The organism is Algibacter sp. L3A6 (assembly GCF_009796825.1).
In the GTDB taxonomy this organism is placed as follows: domain Bacteria; phylum Bacteroidota; class Bacteroidia; order Flavobacteriales; family Flavobacteriaceae; genus Algibacter.
In genome coordinates, this window is sequence record NZ_CP047030.1 from 826,990 (window position 1) to 843,855 (window position 16,866).

Annotated in this window: 19 protein-coding genes and 1 pseudogene; 12 read left to right on the forward strand and 8 right to left on the reverse strand. The window is 34.7% G+C overall.

The window, feature by feature from the left end; all coding sequences use genetic code 11:
* The first annotated feature begins 19 nt into the window (after positions 1-19).
* A complete protein-coding gene (locus GQR98_RS03345; protein ID WP_159018277.1) occupies positions 20-379 on the forward strand; it encodes a hypothetical protein in 360 nt (119 codons plus the stop codon).
* A gap of 66 nt (positions 380-445) precedes the next feature.
* On the opposite strand, the gene xylA is transcribed toward GQR98_RS03345, so the two are convergent.
* The 8 genes from xylA to GQR98_RS03385 all read right to left on the reverse strand — a co-directional run bounded on the left by xylA (position 446) and on the right by GQR98_RS03385 (position 6,974).
* Entirely contained in the window at positions 446-1,762 is a 1,317-nt protein-coding gene (gene xylA / locus GQR98_RS03350; protein ID WP_159018278.1) for a xylose isomerase, read from the reverse strand.
* A gap of 142 nt (positions 1,763-1,904) precedes the next feature.
* Positions 1,905-3,389: a xylulokinase gene (locus GQR98_RS03355; RefSeq protein WP_159018279.1), complete on the reverse strand. Its 1,485-nt coding sequence runs from the start codon at positions 3,387-3,389 to the stop codon at positions 1,905-1,907.
* Positions 3,389-4,375, reverse strand: a complete 987-nt coding sequence (locus GQR98_RS03360; protein ID WP_159018280.1) for a GntR family transcriptional regulator — start codon at positions 4,373-4,375, stop codon at positions 3,389-3,391. Before GQR98_RS03360 ends, GQR98_RS03355 begins: the two co-directional genes overlap by 1 nt.
* A gap of 156 nt (positions 4,376-4,531) precedes the next feature.
* Entirely contained in the window at positions 4,532-4,801 is a 270-nt protein-coding gene (locus GQR98_RS03365; protein ID WP_159018281.1) for a hypothetical protein, read from the reverse strand.
* A gap of 152 nt (positions 4,802-4,953) precedes the next feature.
* Positions 4,954-5,352: a rhodanese-like domain-containing protein gene (locus tag GQR98_RS03370; RefSeq protein ID WP_159018282.1), complete on the reverse strand. Its 399-nt coding sequence runs from the start codon at positions 5,350-5,352 to the stop codon at positions 4,954-4,956.
* A gap of 6 nt (positions 5,353-5,358) precedes the next feature.
* Positions 5,359-5,673: a rhodanese-like domain-containing protein gene (locus GQR98_RS03375; protein ID WP_159018283.1), complete on the reverse strand. Its 315-nt coding sequence runs from the start codon at positions 5,671-5,673 to the stop codon at positions 5,359-5,361.
* 129 nt (positions 5,674-5,802) lie between these two features.
* Positions 5,803-6,423 carry a thioredoxin family protein gene (locus GQR98_RS03380; RefSeq protein WP_159018284.1) on the reverse strand — a complete coding sequence of 207 codons (621 nt, stop codon included), beginning with the start codon at positions 6,421-6,423 and terminating at the stop codon, positions 5,803-5,805.
* 5 nt (positions 6,424-6,428) lie between these two features.
* Positions 6,429-6,974: a TlpA family protein disulfide reductase gene (locus GQR98_RS03385; protein WP_159018285.1), complete on the reverse strand. Its 546-nt coding sequence runs from the start codon at positions 6,972-6,974 to the stop codon at positions 6,429-6,431.
* 127 nt (positions 6,975-7,101) lie between these two features.
* Between GQR98_RS03385 and GQR98_RS03390 the strand changes: the two genes are divergently transcribed.
* From GQR98_RS03390 to GQR98_RS03435, 11 genes and pseudogenes are all read left to right on the forward strand, one after another.
* Positions 7,102-7,557, forward strand: a complete 456-nt coding sequence (locus tag GQR98_RS03390; RefSeq protein ID WP_159018286.1) for a MarR family winged helix-turn-helix transcriptional regulator — start codon at positions 7,102-7,104, stop codon at positions 7,555-7,557.
* Between the two features lie 352 nt (positions 7,558-7,909).
* The gene (locus GQR98_RS03395) at positions 7,910-9,316 is read left to right on the forward strand and encodes an anthranilate synthase component I family protein (RefSeq protein WP_159018287.1); all 1,407 of its coding nucleotides are present in this window, start codon (positions 7,910-7,912) and stop codon (positions 9,314-9,316) included.
* A 199-nt stretch (positions 9,317-9,515) separates the two neighbouring features.
* Positions 9,516-10,079 (forward strand): anthranilate synthase component II, encoded by a 564-nt coding sequence (locus tag GQR98_RS03400; protein ID WP_159018288.1) that lies wholly within the window; start codon positions 9,516-9,518, stop codon positions 10,077-10,079.
* 103 nt (positions 10,080-10,182) lie between these two features.
* Entirely contained in the window at positions 10,183-11,175 is a 993-nt protein-coding gene (trpD, locus tag GQR98_RS03405) for an anthranilate phosphoribosyltransferase (RefSeq protein ID WP_159018289.1), read from the forward strand.
* Between the two features lie 77 nt (positions 11,176-11,252).
* Positions 11,253-12,038 carry an indole-3-glycerol phosphate synthase TrpC gene (gene trpC, locus GQR98_RS03410; protein WP_159018290.1) on the forward strand — a complete coding sequence of 262 codons (786 nt, stop codon included), beginning with the start codon at positions 11,253-11,255 and terminating at the stop codon, positions 12,036-12,038.
* Between the two features lie 63 nt (positions 12,039-12,101).
* Positions 12,102-12,668: pseudogene (locus GQR98_RS19115) on the forward strand (phosphoribosylanthranilate isomerase); the annotation flags it as partial.
* A gap of 69 nt (positions 12,669-12,737) precedes the next feature.
* Entirely contained in the window at positions 12,738-13,922 is a 1,185-nt protein-coding gene (gene trpB / locus GQR98_RS19120; protein ID WP_233268104.1) for a tryptophan synthase subunit beta, read from the forward strand.
* A gap of 110 nt (positions 13,923-14,032) precedes the next feature.
* Positions 14,033-14,797, forward strand: coding sequence for a tryptophan synthase subunit alpha (gene trpA, locus GQR98_RS03420; protein WP_159018292.1), 765 nt, complete (start codon positions 14,033-14,035; stop codon positions 14,795-14,797).
* Between the two features lies 1 nt (position 14,798).
* Positions 14,799-15,023 (forward strand): hypothetical protein, encoded by a 225-nt coding sequence (locus GQR98_RS03425; protein ID WP_159018293.1) that lies wholly within the window; start codon positions 14,799-14,801, stop codon positions 15,021-15,023.
* 57 nt (positions 15,024-15,080) lie between these two features.
* Positions 15,081-16,361, forward strand: coding sequence for an NAD(P)/FAD-dependent oxidoreductase (locus tag GQR98_RS03430; protein ID WP_159018294.1), 1,281 nt, complete (start codon positions 15,081-15,083; stop codon positions 16,359-16,361).
* On the forward strand, positions 16,361-16,819 hold the full coding sequence (locus tag GQR98_RS03435) for a tRNA (cytidine(34)-2'-O)-methyltransferase (RefSeq protein WP_159018295.1): 459 nt from the start codon (positions 16,361-16,363) through the stop codon (positions 16,817-16,819). The genes GQR98_RS03430 and GQR98_RS03435 overlap by 1 nt, the downstream gene beginning before the upstream one ends.
* The last annotated feature ends 47 nt before the right edge of the window (positions 16,820-16,866 follow it).

Sequence of the window (16,866 nt, forward strand, 5' to 3'; positions counted from 1 at the left end):
ATCAATAACTTTGCCCAATATGACTGTAAACGACATCATCGGAAAATATACTATTGAAGGTTTTAATCAAGATGAAGAAAAAACACCTTACCAAGGCCATCTTAATCTATCTATTGATGCAAACCAAAGAATTGAAGCGCAATGGATTATTGGAAACTCACAGACACAAACCGGAACCGGTTTTTTTAAAAACAACATACTCGTTATTAATTTTAATTATGAAGGTGAAGACCGCAAAATATACAAAGGCGTTGTGGTTTACAAATGCCTAACACCCGATTTACTCGAAGGTTTTTGGTCTGAAAAATATGGAGATCCATTATTTTTAGGAGAAGAACGCTGTTTTAAAATAACAGAAAAAAGAGAGTTATTGAATTAAAAAAGCCCGAAAACCTAATGATTTTCGAGCTCTTTTAAAATGAATTCTATTCTCTTATTCTAGAATCTAGATATACTGATTGATAATATTCTCAAATAATTCTTGCTTACCGCTTTGTAATTGCAACTCACCATTATCTTGAGCAATTTTATATAAATCTTGTAAGTTTAATTTACCGGCTTCAAAATCTTTACCTTTTCCAGCATCGAAAGAACTGTAGCGCTCTGTACGTAATTTATCGTAAGCTGAATCTGTAATAATTTTATCGGCTGTTAATAATGCTCTAGCAAAAGTATCTGCTCCACCAATATGTGCATGGAACACATCGTCTAAATCTGTTGAGTTTCTTCTAATTTTAGCGTCAAAATTAACACCTCCACCTTGTAAACCACCGGCTTTCATAAAAACTAACATAGCCTCTGTTGTTTCTTGAATGTTGTTTGGAAATTGATCCGTATCCCAGCCATTTTGGTAATCACCGCGGTTAGCATCTAAACTACCTAACATACCAGCTTTTGCAGCCGTTTCGATTTCGTGTTGAAATGTATGTTGTGCCAATGTAGCATGGTTTACTTCTATGTTTATTTTGAAATCCTTATCTAAACCATATTCTCTTAAGAAACCGATAGCTGTAGCCGAATCGAAATCGTATTGGTGTTTAGATGGCTCCATTGGCTTAGGCTCAATAAAGAAATTACCTTTAAAACCTTGTGCCCTTGCGTAATCTCTAGCCATGGTCAAAAATTGTCCCATGTGGTCTAATTCACGTCCCATATCGGTATTTAATAAAGACATGTAACCTTCACGACCTCCCCAGAACACGTAGTTTTCACCACCTAATTTAATAGTCGCATCTAAAGCTAATTTTACTTGCCCGCCTGCTCTAGCTACCACATCAAAATCTGGATTTGTAGAAGCACCGTTCATGTAACGTGGGTTAGAAAAACAGTTTGCTGTTCCCCAAAGTAATTTGACACCACTTTCGGCTTGTTTACCTTTTATGTAATCTGTAATAGTCTCTAATCTACTTTCTGACTCTGCAAATGTTGCACCTTCTTGAATTAAATCGAAATCGTGAAAACAGAAATAATCGAAGCCCATTTTCCCAATAAATTCGAAAGCAGCATCGGCTTTATCTTTTGCCGCTTGAATTGGATCTGATGATTTATCCCACTCAAAACTTTGTGTTCCTGGACCAAATGGATCACCACCTTGCCCACAGAATGTATGCCAGTAAGCAATTGAAAATTTAAACCATTCTTTCATGGTTTTTCCTGCTACAACCTGGTCTGGATTGTAATATTTGAATGCTAATGGATTATCAGATTCCTTACCTTCAAACTTAATGTTGCTAATGCCTTTAAAATATTCTTTAGTAGCCATAATGTTAAATTATTTGTTGATATTATTTTTTATTTTCTAATGTTTGTTTGCGTTAGGGATTGCAGTGAAAAGCCCACAGCCTGACGCAGGAAGCGCGAGGACTTGTAACGTAAAGCCCGCCCCTTGTGGTAACGCCCTTATTTTATTTATTTAATACGAGTTCTAGTTCTTTTTTCCAGTTATTATATGCTTCGGTGTATGGTGTTTTGTCTTTAAACGGCATAAACGTCATAACATGATCGTTGTCCATTATGGTTTTTCCAAAGGCTTCAAAATCGCCTTTATGTAGGTTTGCCGCACGTGCCGCACCAATAGCTCCGGTGGTATTATAGATTTCTATTTCTTGCCCAATTAGGGTTGCTACGGTGTTTGCAAAAATCTCGGAACGGAATAAGTTATCGTTTCCGGCACGGATTACGCTAGCTTTAATACCATCGGATTTTAAAATTTCCATGCCATATAAAAATGAAAAGGCAATACCTTCCAAAGCAGCCCGACATAGATGTGCTTTGTTATGATTGTTAAGGTTTACGTTTACCATACGTGTGCCAATACTTTTGTTGTTTAACATACGCTCGGCACCGTTTCCGAATGGCAAAATGCATACTCCATCTGACCCGATTGGAATCTCGGATGCAATATTATTCATCTCTTCGTAAGAGCTTACATCGAGGTTATTTAATAACCAGCGGTATTGTATTCCTGCTCCATTGATGTTTAATAGCTTACCTATATTTTTATTTTCTTTGGTATAGTTTACGTGTGCAAAATTATTTACTCGCGTGCTTTCTTTACCCGAAAGACTGTCGGTTACAGCATACACTACACCAGATGTTCCGCCGGTTGCAGCTACTTCGCCTGGATTAAAAACATTTAGAGACAGTGCATTATTTGGTTGATCTCCGGCGCGGTAATAAATTGGTGTACCTGCTGCAATTCCACTTTCTTGCTCGCCATGCTCATCAACTTGAGATTGGTTAGCAAAAGTATCTACAATGTCTGGAATTAAATCTGCACTAATACCATAATGTTCTAATAGAAAATTAGCTACGCTATCGTTTTTAAAATCCCAAAAGATACCTTCGGAAAGCCCTGAAATTGTTGTATTTATTTTATTTGAAAATTTATACGCCACATAATCGCCAGGCAACATAAATTTGTGAATTTTGCTATAAATATCGGGCTCGTTATCTTTTACCCATTTTAATTTTGAAGCTGTAAAGTTTGCTGGAGAATTAAGTAAATGCTCGGCACATTTAGCCTCACCAACTTCAGCGAAAGCTTTATGACCGATTTCTACCGCACGACTATCGCACCAAATGATACTTTTACGCAATGGCTCTCCATTTTTATCGACCACAACCAAACCGTGCATTTGGTAAGAAATACCAATACCCTTTATTTCTGTACGGCTAACATTATATTGCTTTTTTAAACGTGTAATGGCATTGCAAATATGCATCCACCAATCGTTTGGTTTTTGCTCGGCCCAGCCGTTTTTTTGCGCAAACATGCCCATTTCTTCTTTAGGCTCTTGTACTACGCCTAAACTTTTACCTGTTTCTGTTTCTACTAACGCGACTTTTATTGACGAACTGCCAATGTCGATTCCTAAGTTGTAATTCATTATAATGAGTCTCTTAAAATTAGTTTGGTTGGTATGTATTCTTGAATAACTGTGTCTTCGCTTACAAAACTCGCCGCTTTGGCACCTAGCACTTTAAAATCTGTTGAAATAACCGAAATACCTTTGTAGATAAATTGTTTCATAGGTGTTTCATTATATGATAAAAACCCAACATCTGTACCTGGCTCATAATTATTACTACGGCATTGCTCTAGAAAAAAGCCTAAAACACGATCGCTAACACTAATATAAGCTTCGTTCTTTTTAATGATAAATTCTTTTGGGTTGGTAATAATATCAAAATTAAAACCTGCTTCTTTACAGTAGGTTTTAAAATATTTTACCGTTTCTATAGGGTGATGCGTAAATGTTGGATAAACAAGTATTATTTTTTTGTATTTCTGAAAAGCTGGCGTCGCCTCCTTTAATGTAGTGTAAAATGATTTTCCGAAATCTTGAAAAACAAAGTTATTGTTCTTTTTAGCATGTACATTCCAATCTATTAATAACAGTTTACTATCGTCAATATCGGACAGAACCTCAGCAACTTCTTTATTATCGAAAGTCATTACCACGTATTTATAATACTTGCCTTTACTGTTATTAATAATGGTTTTAAAATTATCTATATTATAATGATGAAACTGAATATCGGTAATAACATTTTCGGGTAAATTATTTACAAAAGAATGATACAATACTTCCTTATAAGCTTTAAAAGTATCTAAAAGCAATAACACTTTACGTGTTTCATTGGCTACATAATAACCTTTGTTTGGCACAGACTCGATTACACCATGCTCCTTTAAAATAGAATAGGCTTTAAAAACAGTATCGCGAGAAAGCTGAAGAGATTTACATACCGCATTTACCGACGGCAAGGCATCGCCACTGGTTAATCTATTATTTGCAAGCTCGTTATTTATAGCATTAACCAACTGCTGATACTTAGGTGTTTCGCTATTTATATTAATTTCAAAATTCATATTTAAAAAACCATACTGTTCTGGTCTGGTATGCAAATATAGAAATTAAATTTTATTCATTATTATAATTTTTCAAAAAAGTTTTTTTAGAACACAAAAAAACCATGTACATTTTAAAAATATACATGGTTTATAAAAAAATATTTTAGACGAAGCTTAACTTACTTTTTGCTCCGTTTTTACTTTGCGAAGTAGTCGAGTTTCTGCTCGTTTTTCTTCTTTACGCTCATTAAAAATACGAACGCGTTCTAACAAAGCTTCTTGCTTTTCTACTCGGTCTTGACGCCTCTTTTCTTGCGCCTCTCTTTGTAGCAAGCCTTCTTCTTTTTGCCTGGCCTTTTCTTTAAAAACGGACCAATACGAATAGCCATACATACTAACAAAGAGCAGGGCTATTATACCAATAATGACATAACCATTTTCCATAAATTCTATGAGGGATTAATTAGAATTAAAACTTAAAAACCAGTAGGTTAAACTATATTTTTAAATCAAAATAAAGTTAGCGAAAACAAATATGATAGAAGAATAAAAAAGACTATCAGTAAGAAAAAACAGATAAACGTAAAAAATACAAGTTATTTTGTTTTAACCTCAAAATTTTTAGATTTCCAATTTAAAACACCGCCTTCTAATTCGTATATTTTTGTAAAACCTGATTCCTTAAAAGTAGCGACACTTTTACCGCTTCTTCGACCTGACTTACAATAAATTACCAATGGTTCTTCCTTATCTAATTCTGCTAAAGATTCAGAAAAATTTTCAGAGAAAAAATTAATATTTTCTGCTCTAGAAATATGCCCCGCACCATACTCTTCTGGTGTTCTAACATCAATTAATTTTATCTCTTTTTGCTCTTTCAAAAGCACCACTAATTCCTCTGGGGTCACTTTAGTAACTATATCATCATTTTGTGCTTTACAGTTAAACATAATAGCACAAAAAAAGATGGTTATCAGTATTGAAATTTTCTTCATAAACTATTATAAATCTACAACATCACCAGTCCAATCTAGCATGCCGCCTTCTAAATTATATGCATTAGCAAAACCTAATTGATCCATAATAGCACAAGCCTGCCCACTACGATTACCAGAACGGCAATACACGTAATAGTTTTTGCTTTTATCTAGCGCTTCTATTTCACTTATAAATTCTTGTCCTTTATATATATCGATATGCTTAGCGCCAGCAATAATACCATCGGCCACCTCAGCATCTGTTCTTACGTCTAAAATTACCGCATTCTCGTCTTTAGCTAATTGCTCTGTCCACTCCTCTTGTGTTAAATCTTCCATTGTTATGTTGTTGGTTTTTGTTTAATATTTTATTAAAAACAAATTTAATATTTATAACATGATAGACGAAAAAAAACCTGAAGTATTACACCTCAGATTTTTATCAGTCTTTATAATCATATCACTTCATTATACTTTTATACCGCAACCTATCGCTCTTGTTTCTGTTTCCTTAACGTCTTTTCCATTAAGTAAAGCATCTACAGCATTTTCAACATATTTAGTTGTTACGGCGTTTGCATCCTTATAATTATCGTCTATTGCCCCAATATATTTCACCTCATTACCTTGGTCTGTTTTCTGTAAAATAAAAACATGAGGTGTTTTTGTTGCTCCAAATTTCGGGTAGATTTCTTGCTTTTCGTCTATTAAATAAGGGAAAGTAAATCCTTTTTCTTCTGCACGCTTTTTCATAGCTTCTAAACTATCACCAGGCATAACATCTGTGTTATTAGGCATTATAGCAATTACAGGGTAACCTAACTTTGCATATTTTTTATCGAGCTCCACAATACGATCTTCGTACATTACGGCATATGGGCAGGTGTTACAAGTAAAGGTTACTATAAAACCTTTAGCATTTTTATAATCGGAAAGCGAAACCATTTTTCCATCAATATTCTTCATAGAAAAATCTTCAGCAATATCACCAATACCATAACCTCCAGCACTGTTAGATGTTTTTAAGGTAAATGCACTTGCACAAAGCACTACCAGAATTACCGACATTATTTTAATTGTTTTTTTCATAATGTTTAATTTAAAAATTGCTTTAATTCATATTCTAATTCTTCGTAAGTAAAAGATTTTTCAAAAAACTTACGTTCTCCATTTTTATAGATTATTGTTGCTGGTAACGACCCCGACCAACCCTCATCGACCTGCGGAATCCAAGAGTTACTATCAACATCATCTAAAGCGATTACTTTCGATTTCAATTGTTGTTTCAAAATAAAGGGTTTCAATTTAGAATCATACATATGTGGAAAATCTAAACTCACCAATGTAAAATCTACGTTCTTATTACCGTATTCAGACTTCAGCTTTTCAAAATATGGCAATTCTTTAACACATGGCGCACACCAAGTCGCCCAAAAATTAATAACATGAATTTTATCATCTTGCTTATTCAAAAATGGTTTTAAACCCTCAAAATCATAAACTTCAAGATTAAAATCGCTTTCTGTTTCAGGCTGAATTCCGATCACTTCTACGTCTTGAGTTGAATCATTATTTTGTTTATTTTTATTTCCGCAACTAACAATTAATAGTACGGTTATTACAAAGAGATATCGTTTCATAACTATAAAATTAATTCATCTTATTTTACTTTTCTACCTGTTTAACAAACTTTTATACAAAAACGGAAAATTCCTCAAAATTTTACATACATTTGTATGTACAACAGTTATTTAACTGGTACATAACATGGACGATTCACTACATATCAACTCTAAATTACCTATAAATAAAAAATTGGTTATTAGCTTATTACAAACAATAAACGAGGTGAGTTCTAAAATGAATTCAGCACTTAAGCCTTACGGAATTTCTGAACCACAATTTAATGTGCTTAGAATTTTACGTGGGCAAAGAGGCAACCCTATTTCTTTGGCTGAAGTTCAAGAACATATGATTACCAAAATGAGCAATACCACACGATTAATAGATAAACTAGAGGCTAAAAACTGTGTAAGACGTGTAATTAACGTAGAAAATAAACGTAAAATAGATTTAACAATAACCAACGTAGGTTTAGATTTATTAAAAAGAACAGACGAAATATTAACAACAACAGAAAACGAATTAGTGGCTGGCCTAACCACCAATGAAAAAGCGGAATTAACTGCGCTTTTGAGAAAATTAAGGTTAATAGCAAAGTAGGGTTTCCCTAAACCCTTAGTAACCAACCAAGACTGCTGTACTTATTATAGCAGTCTTTTTTAAAGGGGAATCCCTAACAAACTAAAGCTATTTTTCCTTTTTTCGTAAAAAATGAATAAAGTTTTGTTTAATACTTTTTCAATCTTTATATTTGAACCAACATAATAAATAACAATGAACACTTTTTTAAATAAATCTTGGTGGTGGAGCTTTCGAAACTAAAATTCGTGAAGAAACCCGAGTATATTTAAAACTTAAAAATATCCAAAAGGCTTGTCATTCACGACAAGCCTTTTTTTTATTTTAAAATCGTTCACTTTTTGGCTATTTGCCGAAATACAAAAAACAATAAATGGAAAAATTTAATTTATACACACACCACAAAAAAATATTAACAGATACTATTACACCTGTATCTGTTTACTATAAAATACGCGATAAATACCCAAACAGTATTCTATTAGAAAGTGGCGACTACCATAGAAGTCACAAAAACTTCTCGTACATCTGTTTCAACCCTATTGCCTCTATAAAGGTAGAGAATGAAGTGATATCGCAAACTTTTCCAGATGGCAGTTCAACCTCACTTAATATTACAAGTGATATAAATGTAGCCGATGAAATTCACGATTTCACCAAACGTTTTAAACCACAATCCGACGAAGATTTTAAGTTTATAAACAACGGTATATTTGGTTACACCGCTTACAATGCCGTACGGTATTTTGAAGATGTACAAATTAGCAAAAAAGACAACTCGGTAGTTATACCAGATATCTATTATGCGGTTTACAAAAACATCATTGCCATAAACCATTACAAAAACGAAGCTTATATTTTCGCGCATTGTTATGATGATGCCGAAAATAATATCGATGCCATTGATAAACTTATAAACGTGCAAAACTTTGCATCTTATAATTTCAAGTCTAAAGGCGATATACAATCTAATTTAACCGACGACGAATTTAAAAACCAAGTTGAGTTAGCACGTAAACACTGTGCACGAGGCGATGTTTTTCAACTCGTATTATCACGTCGTTTTTCACAAGAATTCACAGGCGACGATTTCAATATCTATCGCGCCCTTCGTAGTATAAACCCATCACCATACTTGTTTTATTTCGATTATGGCGATTTTAAAATATTTGGTAGTTCGCCCGAAGCTCAACTTATTGTTTCCGATGGTATGGCAGAAATCCACCCTATTGCCGGAACTTTTAAGCGTACAGGCGACGAAGAACAAGATGAAATATTAGCAGAAAAACTAAAAAAAGACGACAAAGAAAACGCCGAACACGTCATGCTTGTAGATCTTGCTCGAAACGATTTAAGTCGTCACGGCAGCGAAGTAAAAGTAGTTACCTACCGCGAAGTTCAGTTTTTCTCGCACGTTATTCACCTGGTTAGTAAAGTTGTTGGCAAAAAACACAAAAGCACCTCAACCATGCAAGTTGTGGCCGATACGTTTCCGGCAGGAACCTTGAGTGGCGCACCAAAACACCGCGCTATGCAACTTATAGAGCAATACGAAAAAACAAGTCGTGGCTATTACGGCGGCGCCATAGGTTTTATGGATTTCGACGGCAATTTTAACCACGCCATCATGATCCGTACTTTTTTAAGTAAAGACTATAAATTAAACTGGCAAGCAGGCGCCGGAATGGTATCAAAATCCAATGCCGAAAGTGAGCTACAAGAAGTATTTAACAAACTCGGTGCATTAACGAAAGCCATAAAAGTAGCCGAAGACATATAAAATAATTTGGGCGTTACCCGAAAAGGGTCGGGCTTTCGGCAGTCGCTTTTTTTGAGAAAAACAAAAAAAAGCTTCAACAAAGCCTCAATCCCTAACGCGGGAGTAGCCCTAAGGAAAAGTGAACAGTTCCAGTAAACAGTGTTTACTCAGCTAAAAAAAGAAGAATAAAATTCAGAGTCATCTGAAAAAAAATAAACATATGAAAGTACTAGTCATAGACAATTACGACAGTTTCACATACAACCTAGTTCATTACCTAGAAGATTTAAACTGCGATGTTACCGTAGTACGTAACGACAAACTCACTCTAGACGATGTTAAACCGTTCCATAAAATCGTACTATCTCCAGGCCCAGGAATTCCAGACGAAGCTGGTTTACTAAAAGCCATTATAGAAACTTACGCACCAACCAAAAGCATTTTAGGTGTTTGCCTTGGTCAACAAGCCATAGGTGAAGTTTTTGGAGGTTCGCTTATAAACCTAGAAGACGTTTATCACGGTGTAGCAACAAATGTTACTATAACCGTAGACGACGAAATCTTGTTTAAAGGTTTAGATAAAAACATAGAAATTGGGCGTTACCACTCGTGGGTAGTTAACCCAAATTTACCAGAAAGTTTAGAAGCAACGTCGGTAGATGCTAACGGACAAATTATGTCTTTACGCCATAAAATTTACGATGTTCGTGGTGTACAATATCATCCAGAATCGGTTTTAACACCTAACGGAAAAGCAATATTAAAAAACTGGGTGGAAAATTAAAAAATAGTCGCAGTTTTCAGTGGTAGTTAAGTAGTACTTACTCGGATGAAAAACATAATTAGCAAACAACCATTAACCAGTAACAATTATCTCTTTTACAGAAATGAAACATTTACTAAATAGATTAATAAATCACGAAACCCTTTCTACCGAAGAAGCTAAACAAGTTATAGTCAACATATCCCACGATATGTATAACCCGAGCCAAATAGCATGTTTTTTATCAGTTTTCATGATGAGAAGTATTACTCTCGAAGAACTAAAAGGTTTTAGAGATGCACTTCTAGAGCTTTGTTTGCCGGTGAATCTTAGCGATTTTAATGCTATCGATATTGTAGGCACTGGTGGCGATGGCAAAAACACATTCAACATCTCTACCCTATCGGCTTTTATTACGGCAGGAGCAGGTGTTCATGTTTCTAAACACGGTAACTACGGTGTATCGTCAACATCGGGATCTTCAAATGTTATGGAGCATTTAGGTGTGAAATTTTCTAATAATGAAGATTTTTTAAAACGCGCTTTAGACCAAGCAGGGATATGTATTTTACATGCACCGTTATTTCACCCAGCAATGAAAAACGTAGCGCCTATTCGTAAAGAACTCGGTGTTAAAACTTTTTTTAACATGCTCGGGCCTTTAGTTAATCCATCGTTTCCAAAAAATCATGTTTTAGGTGTTTTCAATTTAGAAGTTTTAAGACTTTATAGTTTCCTATTTCAAAACACAGGACATAATTATAACATCGTTTATGCTTTAGATGGTTACGATGAAATTTCATTAACAGGAAAAGCAAAAATTATTTCTAATCATACAGAAAAACTTTTTTCACCAGAAGATTTAGGCATTTCAGTAATAAGACAAAGTGATATTTTTGGTGGCGATACCATAAAAGATGCTGCCAATATCTTTGTGGACATCGTTAACGGAAAGGGAACAGAAGCACAAAACAACGTGGTTTGTGCTAACGCCGGTTTAGCCATTGCCACTTCAAAACAAATTTCGCATCAAGAAGGTTTTGAACTAGCAAAAGAGTCGTTATTTTCAGGAAAAGCAAAAACGAGTTTAGATAAATTAATTGAGTTAAGTAAATAAAAAAAGTCCGCAGTTAATAGTATTCGGTTGGCAGTTTGCTCACTCAAAACTTAAGACTCAGGCTTCAAGACTAGAACATGAATATTTTAGACAAAATAACATTAGATAAACGTAAGGAAGTTGAACTTCGTAAAAGTTTAATCCCAGTTTCTCAATTAGAACAATCTGTTTTATTTGGAAGACAAACCGTTTCACTTGCTAATAATTTACGCAACAGTAAATCTGGAATTATAGCCGAACATAAACGCAGATCGCCATCAAAATCTGTAATTAATAACGGATTAAACGTTCAAGATGTAGCAAAAGGCTATCAAGATGCTGGCGTTTGTGGTATGTCTGTTCTAACCGATGGAAAATACTTTGGAGGCTCTCTAGACGATTTATTAACAGCACGAGCAAGTTGCAACTTACCATTACTCAGAAAAGAATTTATAATCGATGAATATCAAATGCTAGAAGCCAAGGCTTATGGCGCCGATGTTATTTTGCTTATTGCAGCTATTCTTTCTCGAGACGAAATAAAACAATTCTCTGAGTTTGCAAAAAGCTTAAATCTAGATGTGCTTTTAGAAGTACATAACGAAGAGGAATTACATAAATCTATTATGCCAAGCTTAGATATGCTTGGTGTAAATAACAGAAATTTAAAAACCTTTGAAGTTAGTTTAGAAACTAGTAAATTATTAAGCACACAGATACCAAACGATTTTGTAAAAGTATCAGAAAGTGGCATAAGCAGCGTTGAAGCCATTAAAGAACTTCAGCCATTTGGATATCAAGGATTTTTAATAGGTGAAAACTTTATGAAAACAGACAATCCTGGGGCAAGTGCTACTGAGTTTATAAACCAATTGAATAAATAGAATTTCACTAAATTTCTTTTAGAACAACACAAATTGAACATCATGAAACTGAAAATTTGCGGAATGAAATATCAAGAGAATATAACTGAAGTCGCTGCTTTACAGCCCGACTATTTAGGCTTTATATTCTACGATAAATCGTCTAGAAATTTTGATAAATCGATTCCAGAAATATCAAGTTCTGCAAAAAAAACTGGTGTTTTTGTTAATGAAGATTTAGAAGTTGTTATTGAAAAAATAAAAACATTCAACTTACAAGCTGTTCAATTACACGGTGAAGAATCGCCAGAATATTGTGCCAGCTTAAAAGGAAAAGTATCAGAAATTATTAAAGTATTCTCTATTAAAAACGAATTCAATTTCGAGGTTTTAAAACCTTACGAATCTGTTTGCGATTACTTTTTATTTGATACCAAAGGAAAACACCCAGGCGGAAATGGTTATACTTTCGATTGGAATGTATTAAGCAACTACCCTTCTACTAAACCCTTCTTTTTAAGTGGAGGTATTGGTTTCGATGAAATTGAAGCCGTTAAAAAGTTTCAACAAAGTACGGCTTCAAAATACTGTTATGCACTAGATGTAAATAGTAAGTTTGAAATAGAACCGGGATTAAAAAATATAGAATTATTAAAAGACTTTAAAACAAATTTGTTTTTCCATGGAAACCATGGAACAGACTCAAATTTAAATAAACATATGGAAAATTATAACGTAAACGAAAAAGGCTATTACGGCGAATTTGGTGGTGCATTTATTCCAGAAATGCTTTACCCGAATGTGGAAGAATTACGCCAGAACTATTTAAAAGTGATGGCAGAACCAGATTTCAAAAAGGAATTCGATCAACTTTTAAAAGATTATGTTGGTCGCCCATCTCCTTTATATTTTGCTAAACGTCTTTCTGAAAAATACAACACTAAAATCTATTTAAAGCGTGAAGATTTAAACCATACTGGCGCACACAAAATAAACAATACGGTTGGACAAATTTTAATGGCCAAACGTTTAGGTAAAACTAGAATTATTGCTGAAACTGGAGCAGGACAACACGGTGTTGCCACTGCTACTGTTTGTGCTTTAATGGGACTAGAATGTATTGTTTACATGGGCGAAATTGATATTGCGCGTCAAGCACCAAACGTAGCCAGAATGAAAATGTTAGGCGCTACCGTTGTACCTGCACTTTCTGGAAGTAGAACTTTAAAAGATGCTACAAACGAAGCCATTCGCGATTGGATTAACAACCCTGTGAATACACATTATATTATTGGATCGGCTATTGGACCGCACCCATACCCAGATATGGTTACTAGATTTCAATCGATAATTTCCGAAGAAATAAAATGGCAATTAAAAGAACAAATCGGGAGAGAAAACCCTGATTATGTTGTGGCTTGTATTGGCGGCGGAAGTAATGCTGCCGGAACATACTACCATTATTTACACGAACTTGATGTAAAAATTATTGCTGTTGAAGCTGCTGGATTAGGTGTTGATTCTGGAGAGAGTGCTGCTACTTCTGTTTTAGGGCACGAAGGTGTTATTCATGGTTGTAAAACCTTGTTAATGCAAACTAAAGATGGACAGATTACAGAGCCTTACTCTATTTCGGCTGGTTTAGATTATCCTGGTGTTGGTCCAATGCACGCACATTTATGCAAAACGGGACGTGCTGAATTTATGTCGATTACAGATGATCAAGCTATGACGGCTGGTTTGGATTTATGTAAACTAGAAGGTATTATTCCGGCTATTGAGAGTTCGCATGCGCTGGCTATTTTTGAAGAAAAAACTTTTAAACCAGACGACGTGGTTGTTGTGAGTCTTTCAGGACGTGGTGATAAGGATTTACAGAATTATATTGAATATTTTAAAATATAAACAAGCAGACGTTACTAATGCGTTAGGGATTGAGCGATTGTTGGAGCTCCTCGTAGAGAGCGACTCGTGAAAGCCCGACCCCTTGTGGGTAACGCCCAAATAAAAATAAAATGAATCGTATTCAAACTAAACTCAAAGAAAATAAAAAACTACTGTCTATATACTTCACGGCAGGATATCCAAGCATTGACGATACTGTTGGTATTATTGAAGGTTTGGAAAAAAACGGGGTAGACATGATAGAAATAGGACTCCCTTTTAGTGATCCTTTGGCCGATGGACCAACGATACAAGCTAGTTCTACGCAAGCATTGAAAAATGGTATGACTACCGAGGTGCTTTTCGATCAGTTAAAAGATATTAGAAAAACGGTATCTATTCCGTTAATAATTATGGGCTATTTTAATCCAATGTTGCAATATGGTGTGGAGGCGTTTTGTAAAAAATGTCAGGACATTGGTATCGATGGCTTAATAATTCCAGATTTACCTGTAGATGTTTATAACGATGAGTACAAAGCGACTTTTGAAAAATACGGCCTGATAAACGTGTTTTTAATTACGCCACAAACCTCTGTGGAGCGTATTAATTTTATCGATTCTATCTCGAATGGCTTTATTTATATGGTAAGTAGCGCTAGTGTTACAGGAAGTAGTTCTGGGTTTGGAGACGAACAAATGAGCTATTTTGAGCGTATTGCAAAAATGAAACTAAAAAACCCACAGATTATTGGTTTTGGAATTTCGGATAATGAAACTTTTACACAGGCTACCGAACACGCTAAAGGCGCCATTATTGGTAGTGCTTTTATAAAGCACATTACGGAAAACGGTGTTAACAAAACGGATGTATTTGTAAAATCGATACTCGGTTAAAATGAAAGTACTGAACGATTGGAAACTTGTTTTACTAATTTGCTTAACTTTAGGTTTAGCGCCTTTTTTCCCTGAGCCTCATATTCTAGGTAAACTCAAATGGATACTAGGTGGAGCAACAGGCATGAAACTTAAAGATTGGTTTGATGTTGTTTTACACGGGTTTCCTTTTGTGCTATTAATACGAATTGTGCTCATAAAAATATTTCAAATAAGTAAAAAATAAAGAACAAATATCGTTAGTAAATTAATAAAATTTATTCTTGCCTAAAAATAAGATAACATGAGTAAAACAGAAAAAATTGTAATTATTGGTGCCGGTTTCGCAGGACTGAGACTTGCACAAGATTTAATAAATCACCCAAATTACGAGGTGTATTTAATTGACAAGCAAAATTACCATCAATTTCAACCACTTATGTATCAAGTAGCCACGGCTAGGCTTGAACCTGCGAGTATTTCCTTTCCGTTACGAAAGGTTTTTCAAAAAGCAAAAAACGTAAGAATTAGAATTACAGAAGTCGCGGAAATTAATTTCGAAGACCAGTTTGTTAATACACCTATTGGCGATTTTGATTACGACCATTTGGTGATTTCTATTGGTTGTACAACCAATTATTTTGGGAACGAAAACCTAAAGAATTTCGCTTACCCAATGAAAACTATTCCGGAGGCTATACAACTTAGAAATAGAATTCTGCAAACTTTTGAAAACGCTCTAAACACCACCGAACCCGAAAAACTGCAAACTTTATTAAATTTTGTTATTGTTGGTGGTGGCCCAACTGGTGTAGAATTAGCGGGTGCTTTAGCAGAAATGAAACAACACATTTTACCTAAAGATTACCCTGATAAAGATTTCTCTAAACTAAAAATATATTTATTAGAAGGCAGCCCGAACACACTGAGTCCAATGAGTGAAGGCTCTCAAAAAATGTCTCAAAAGTATTTAGAAGAACTTGGCGTTTCTGTTGTTACAAACACCTTTGTTAAAGATTATGATGGCACCACTGTTACCCTAAATACAGGGAAAACAATAAACTCCAAAAATGTAATTTGGGCAGCAGGTGTAACCGGAAATATTATTAAAGGTTTCCCAGAAACGTGTATAACTCGTGGCAACCGACTTATTGTTGATCGCCAAAATCAAGTAATTGATTTAAAAGGTGTTTACGCCTTAGGAGATATTGCATACATGGAAACTCCTAATTTCCCCAAAGGCCATGCACAAGTGGCGAGTGTAGCTTTGCAACAAGCTTCGCTTTTAGCTGAAAATTTAAGTAGAAAAGTAAAAAACAAACCATTAAAAGATTACGACTACACCGATAAAGGCTCTATGGCAACTATTGGAAAACGTAAAGCCGTGGTAGATTTACCCAAGTTTAGTTTCCAAGGACGTTTAGCTTGGTTTACATGGATGTTTATTCACTTAATGCTTATTTTGAGTATTAAAAATAAACTTCTCATTTTCATGAATTGGATGATTAGTTATTTCAACAACGACAGTACGTTACGAATTATAATGAAGCCTGTTGCCACCAAAGTTAAAACCACAAAAGAATAATGCCTTTAAACATCGTTTTAGTTGAACCAGAAATACCGAACAACACAGGAAACATAGGCCGCTTAGCTTTAGGTTCTGGCTCACACCTACATTTAGTAAAACCTTTTGGTTTTGAAATATCGGATGCGCGATTAAAACGTGCCGGACTAGATTACTGGAAACACCTTTCTATTACGTATTACGATAATATTGATGAATTCTTCAAAATTAATCATGATAAAAAAATGGCTTTCATGTCTAGCCATGGTAAAAAAAAACATTGGGATATCCCTTTTGAAGACGATTTATTTTTAGTTTTCGGAAAAGAATCGGTTGGTCTTCCTAAATGGATTAATGAAACCTACGCAAATCAACTTTATAAAATTCCGCTGTACAGCGAACACATCCGCAGCTTGAATTTAGCAAATGCCGTGAGCATAACTGTTTACGAAGGTTTAAGTCAGTTAAGGTTAAAATAAATCACGTTTCAAAAAATAAAACAAATATTTTTTCTCCCCATTAAACC

Excerpts from the sequence above, each read along its gene's own strand:
- GQR98_RS03345 (WP_159018277.1), top strand. The coding sequence starts at position 20 with ATGACTGTAAACGACATCATCGGAAAATATACTATTGAAGGTTTTAAT.
- xylA (WP_159018278.1), bottom strand. The coding sequence starts at position 1,762 with ATGGCTACTAAAGAATATTTTAAAGGCATTAGCAACATTAAGTTTGAA.
- GQR98_RS03355 (WP_159018279.1), bottom strand. The coding sequence starts at position 3,389 with ATGAATTACAACTTAGGAATCGACATTGGCAGTTCGTCAATAAAAGTC.
- GQR98_RS03360 (WP_159018280.1), bottom strand. The coding sequence starts at position 4,375 with ATGAATTTTGAAATTAATATAAATAGCGAAACACCTAAGTATCAGCAG.
- GQR98_RS03365 (WP_159018281.1), bottom strand. The coding sequence starts at position 4,801 with ATGGAAAATGGTTATGTCATTATTGGTATAATAGCCCTGCTCTTTGTT.
- GQR98_RS03370 (WP_159018282.1), bottom strand. The coding sequence starts at position 5,352 with ATGAAGAAAATTTCAATACTGATAACCATCTTTTTTTGTGCTATTATG.
- GQR98_RS03375 (WP_159018283.1), bottom strand. The coding sequence starts at position 5,673 with ATGGAAGATTTAACACAAGAGGAGTGGACAGAGCAATTAGCTAAAGAC.
- GQR98_RS03380 (WP_159018284.1), bottom strand. The coding sequence starts at position 6,423 with ATGAAAAAAACAATTAAAATAATGTCGGTAATTCTGGTAGTGCTTTGT.
- GQR98_RS03385 (WP_159018285.1), bottom strand. The coding sequence starts at position 6,974 with ATGAAACGATATCTCTTTGTAATAACCGTACTATTAATTGTTAGTTGC.
- GQR98_RS03390 (WP_159018286.1), top strand. The coding sequence starts at position 7,102 with ATGGACGATTCACTACATATCAACTCTAAATTACCTATAAATAAAAAA.
- GQR98_RS03395 (WP_159018287.1), top strand. The coding sequence starts at position 7,910 with ATGGAAAAATTTAATTTATACACACACCACAAAAAAATATTAACAGAT.
- GQR98_RS03400 (WP_159018288.1), top strand. The coding sequence starts at position 9,516 with ATGAAAGTACTAGTCATAGACAATTACGACAGTTTCACATACAACCTA.
- trpD (WP_159018289.1), top strand. The coding sequence starts at position 10,183 with ATGAAACATTTACTAAATAGATTAATAAATCACGAAACCCTTTCTACC.
- trpC (WP_159018290.1), top strand. The coding sequence starts at position 11,253 with ATGAATATTTTAGACAAAATAACATTAGATAAACGTAAGGAAGTTGAA.
- trpB (WP_233268104.1), top strand. The coding sequence starts at position 12,738 with ATGGAAAATTATAACGTAAACGAAAAAGGCTATTACGGCGAATTTGGT.
- trpA (WP_159018292.1), top strand. The coding sequence starts at position 14,033 with ATGAATCGTATTCAAACTAAACTCAAAGAAAATAAAAAACTACTGTCT.
- GQR98_RS03425 (WP_159018293.1), top strand. The coding sequence starts at position 14,799 with ATGAAAGTACTGAACGATTGGAAACTTGTTTTACTAATTTGCTTAACT.
- GQR98_RS03430 (WP_159018294.1), top strand. The coding sequence starts at position 15,081 with ATGAGTAAAACAGAAAAAATTGTAATTATTGGTGCCGGTTTCGCAGGA.
- GQR98_RS03435 (WP_159018295.1), top strand. The coding sequence starts at position 16,361 with ATGCCTTTAAACATCGTTTTAGTTGAACCAGAAATACCGAACAACACA.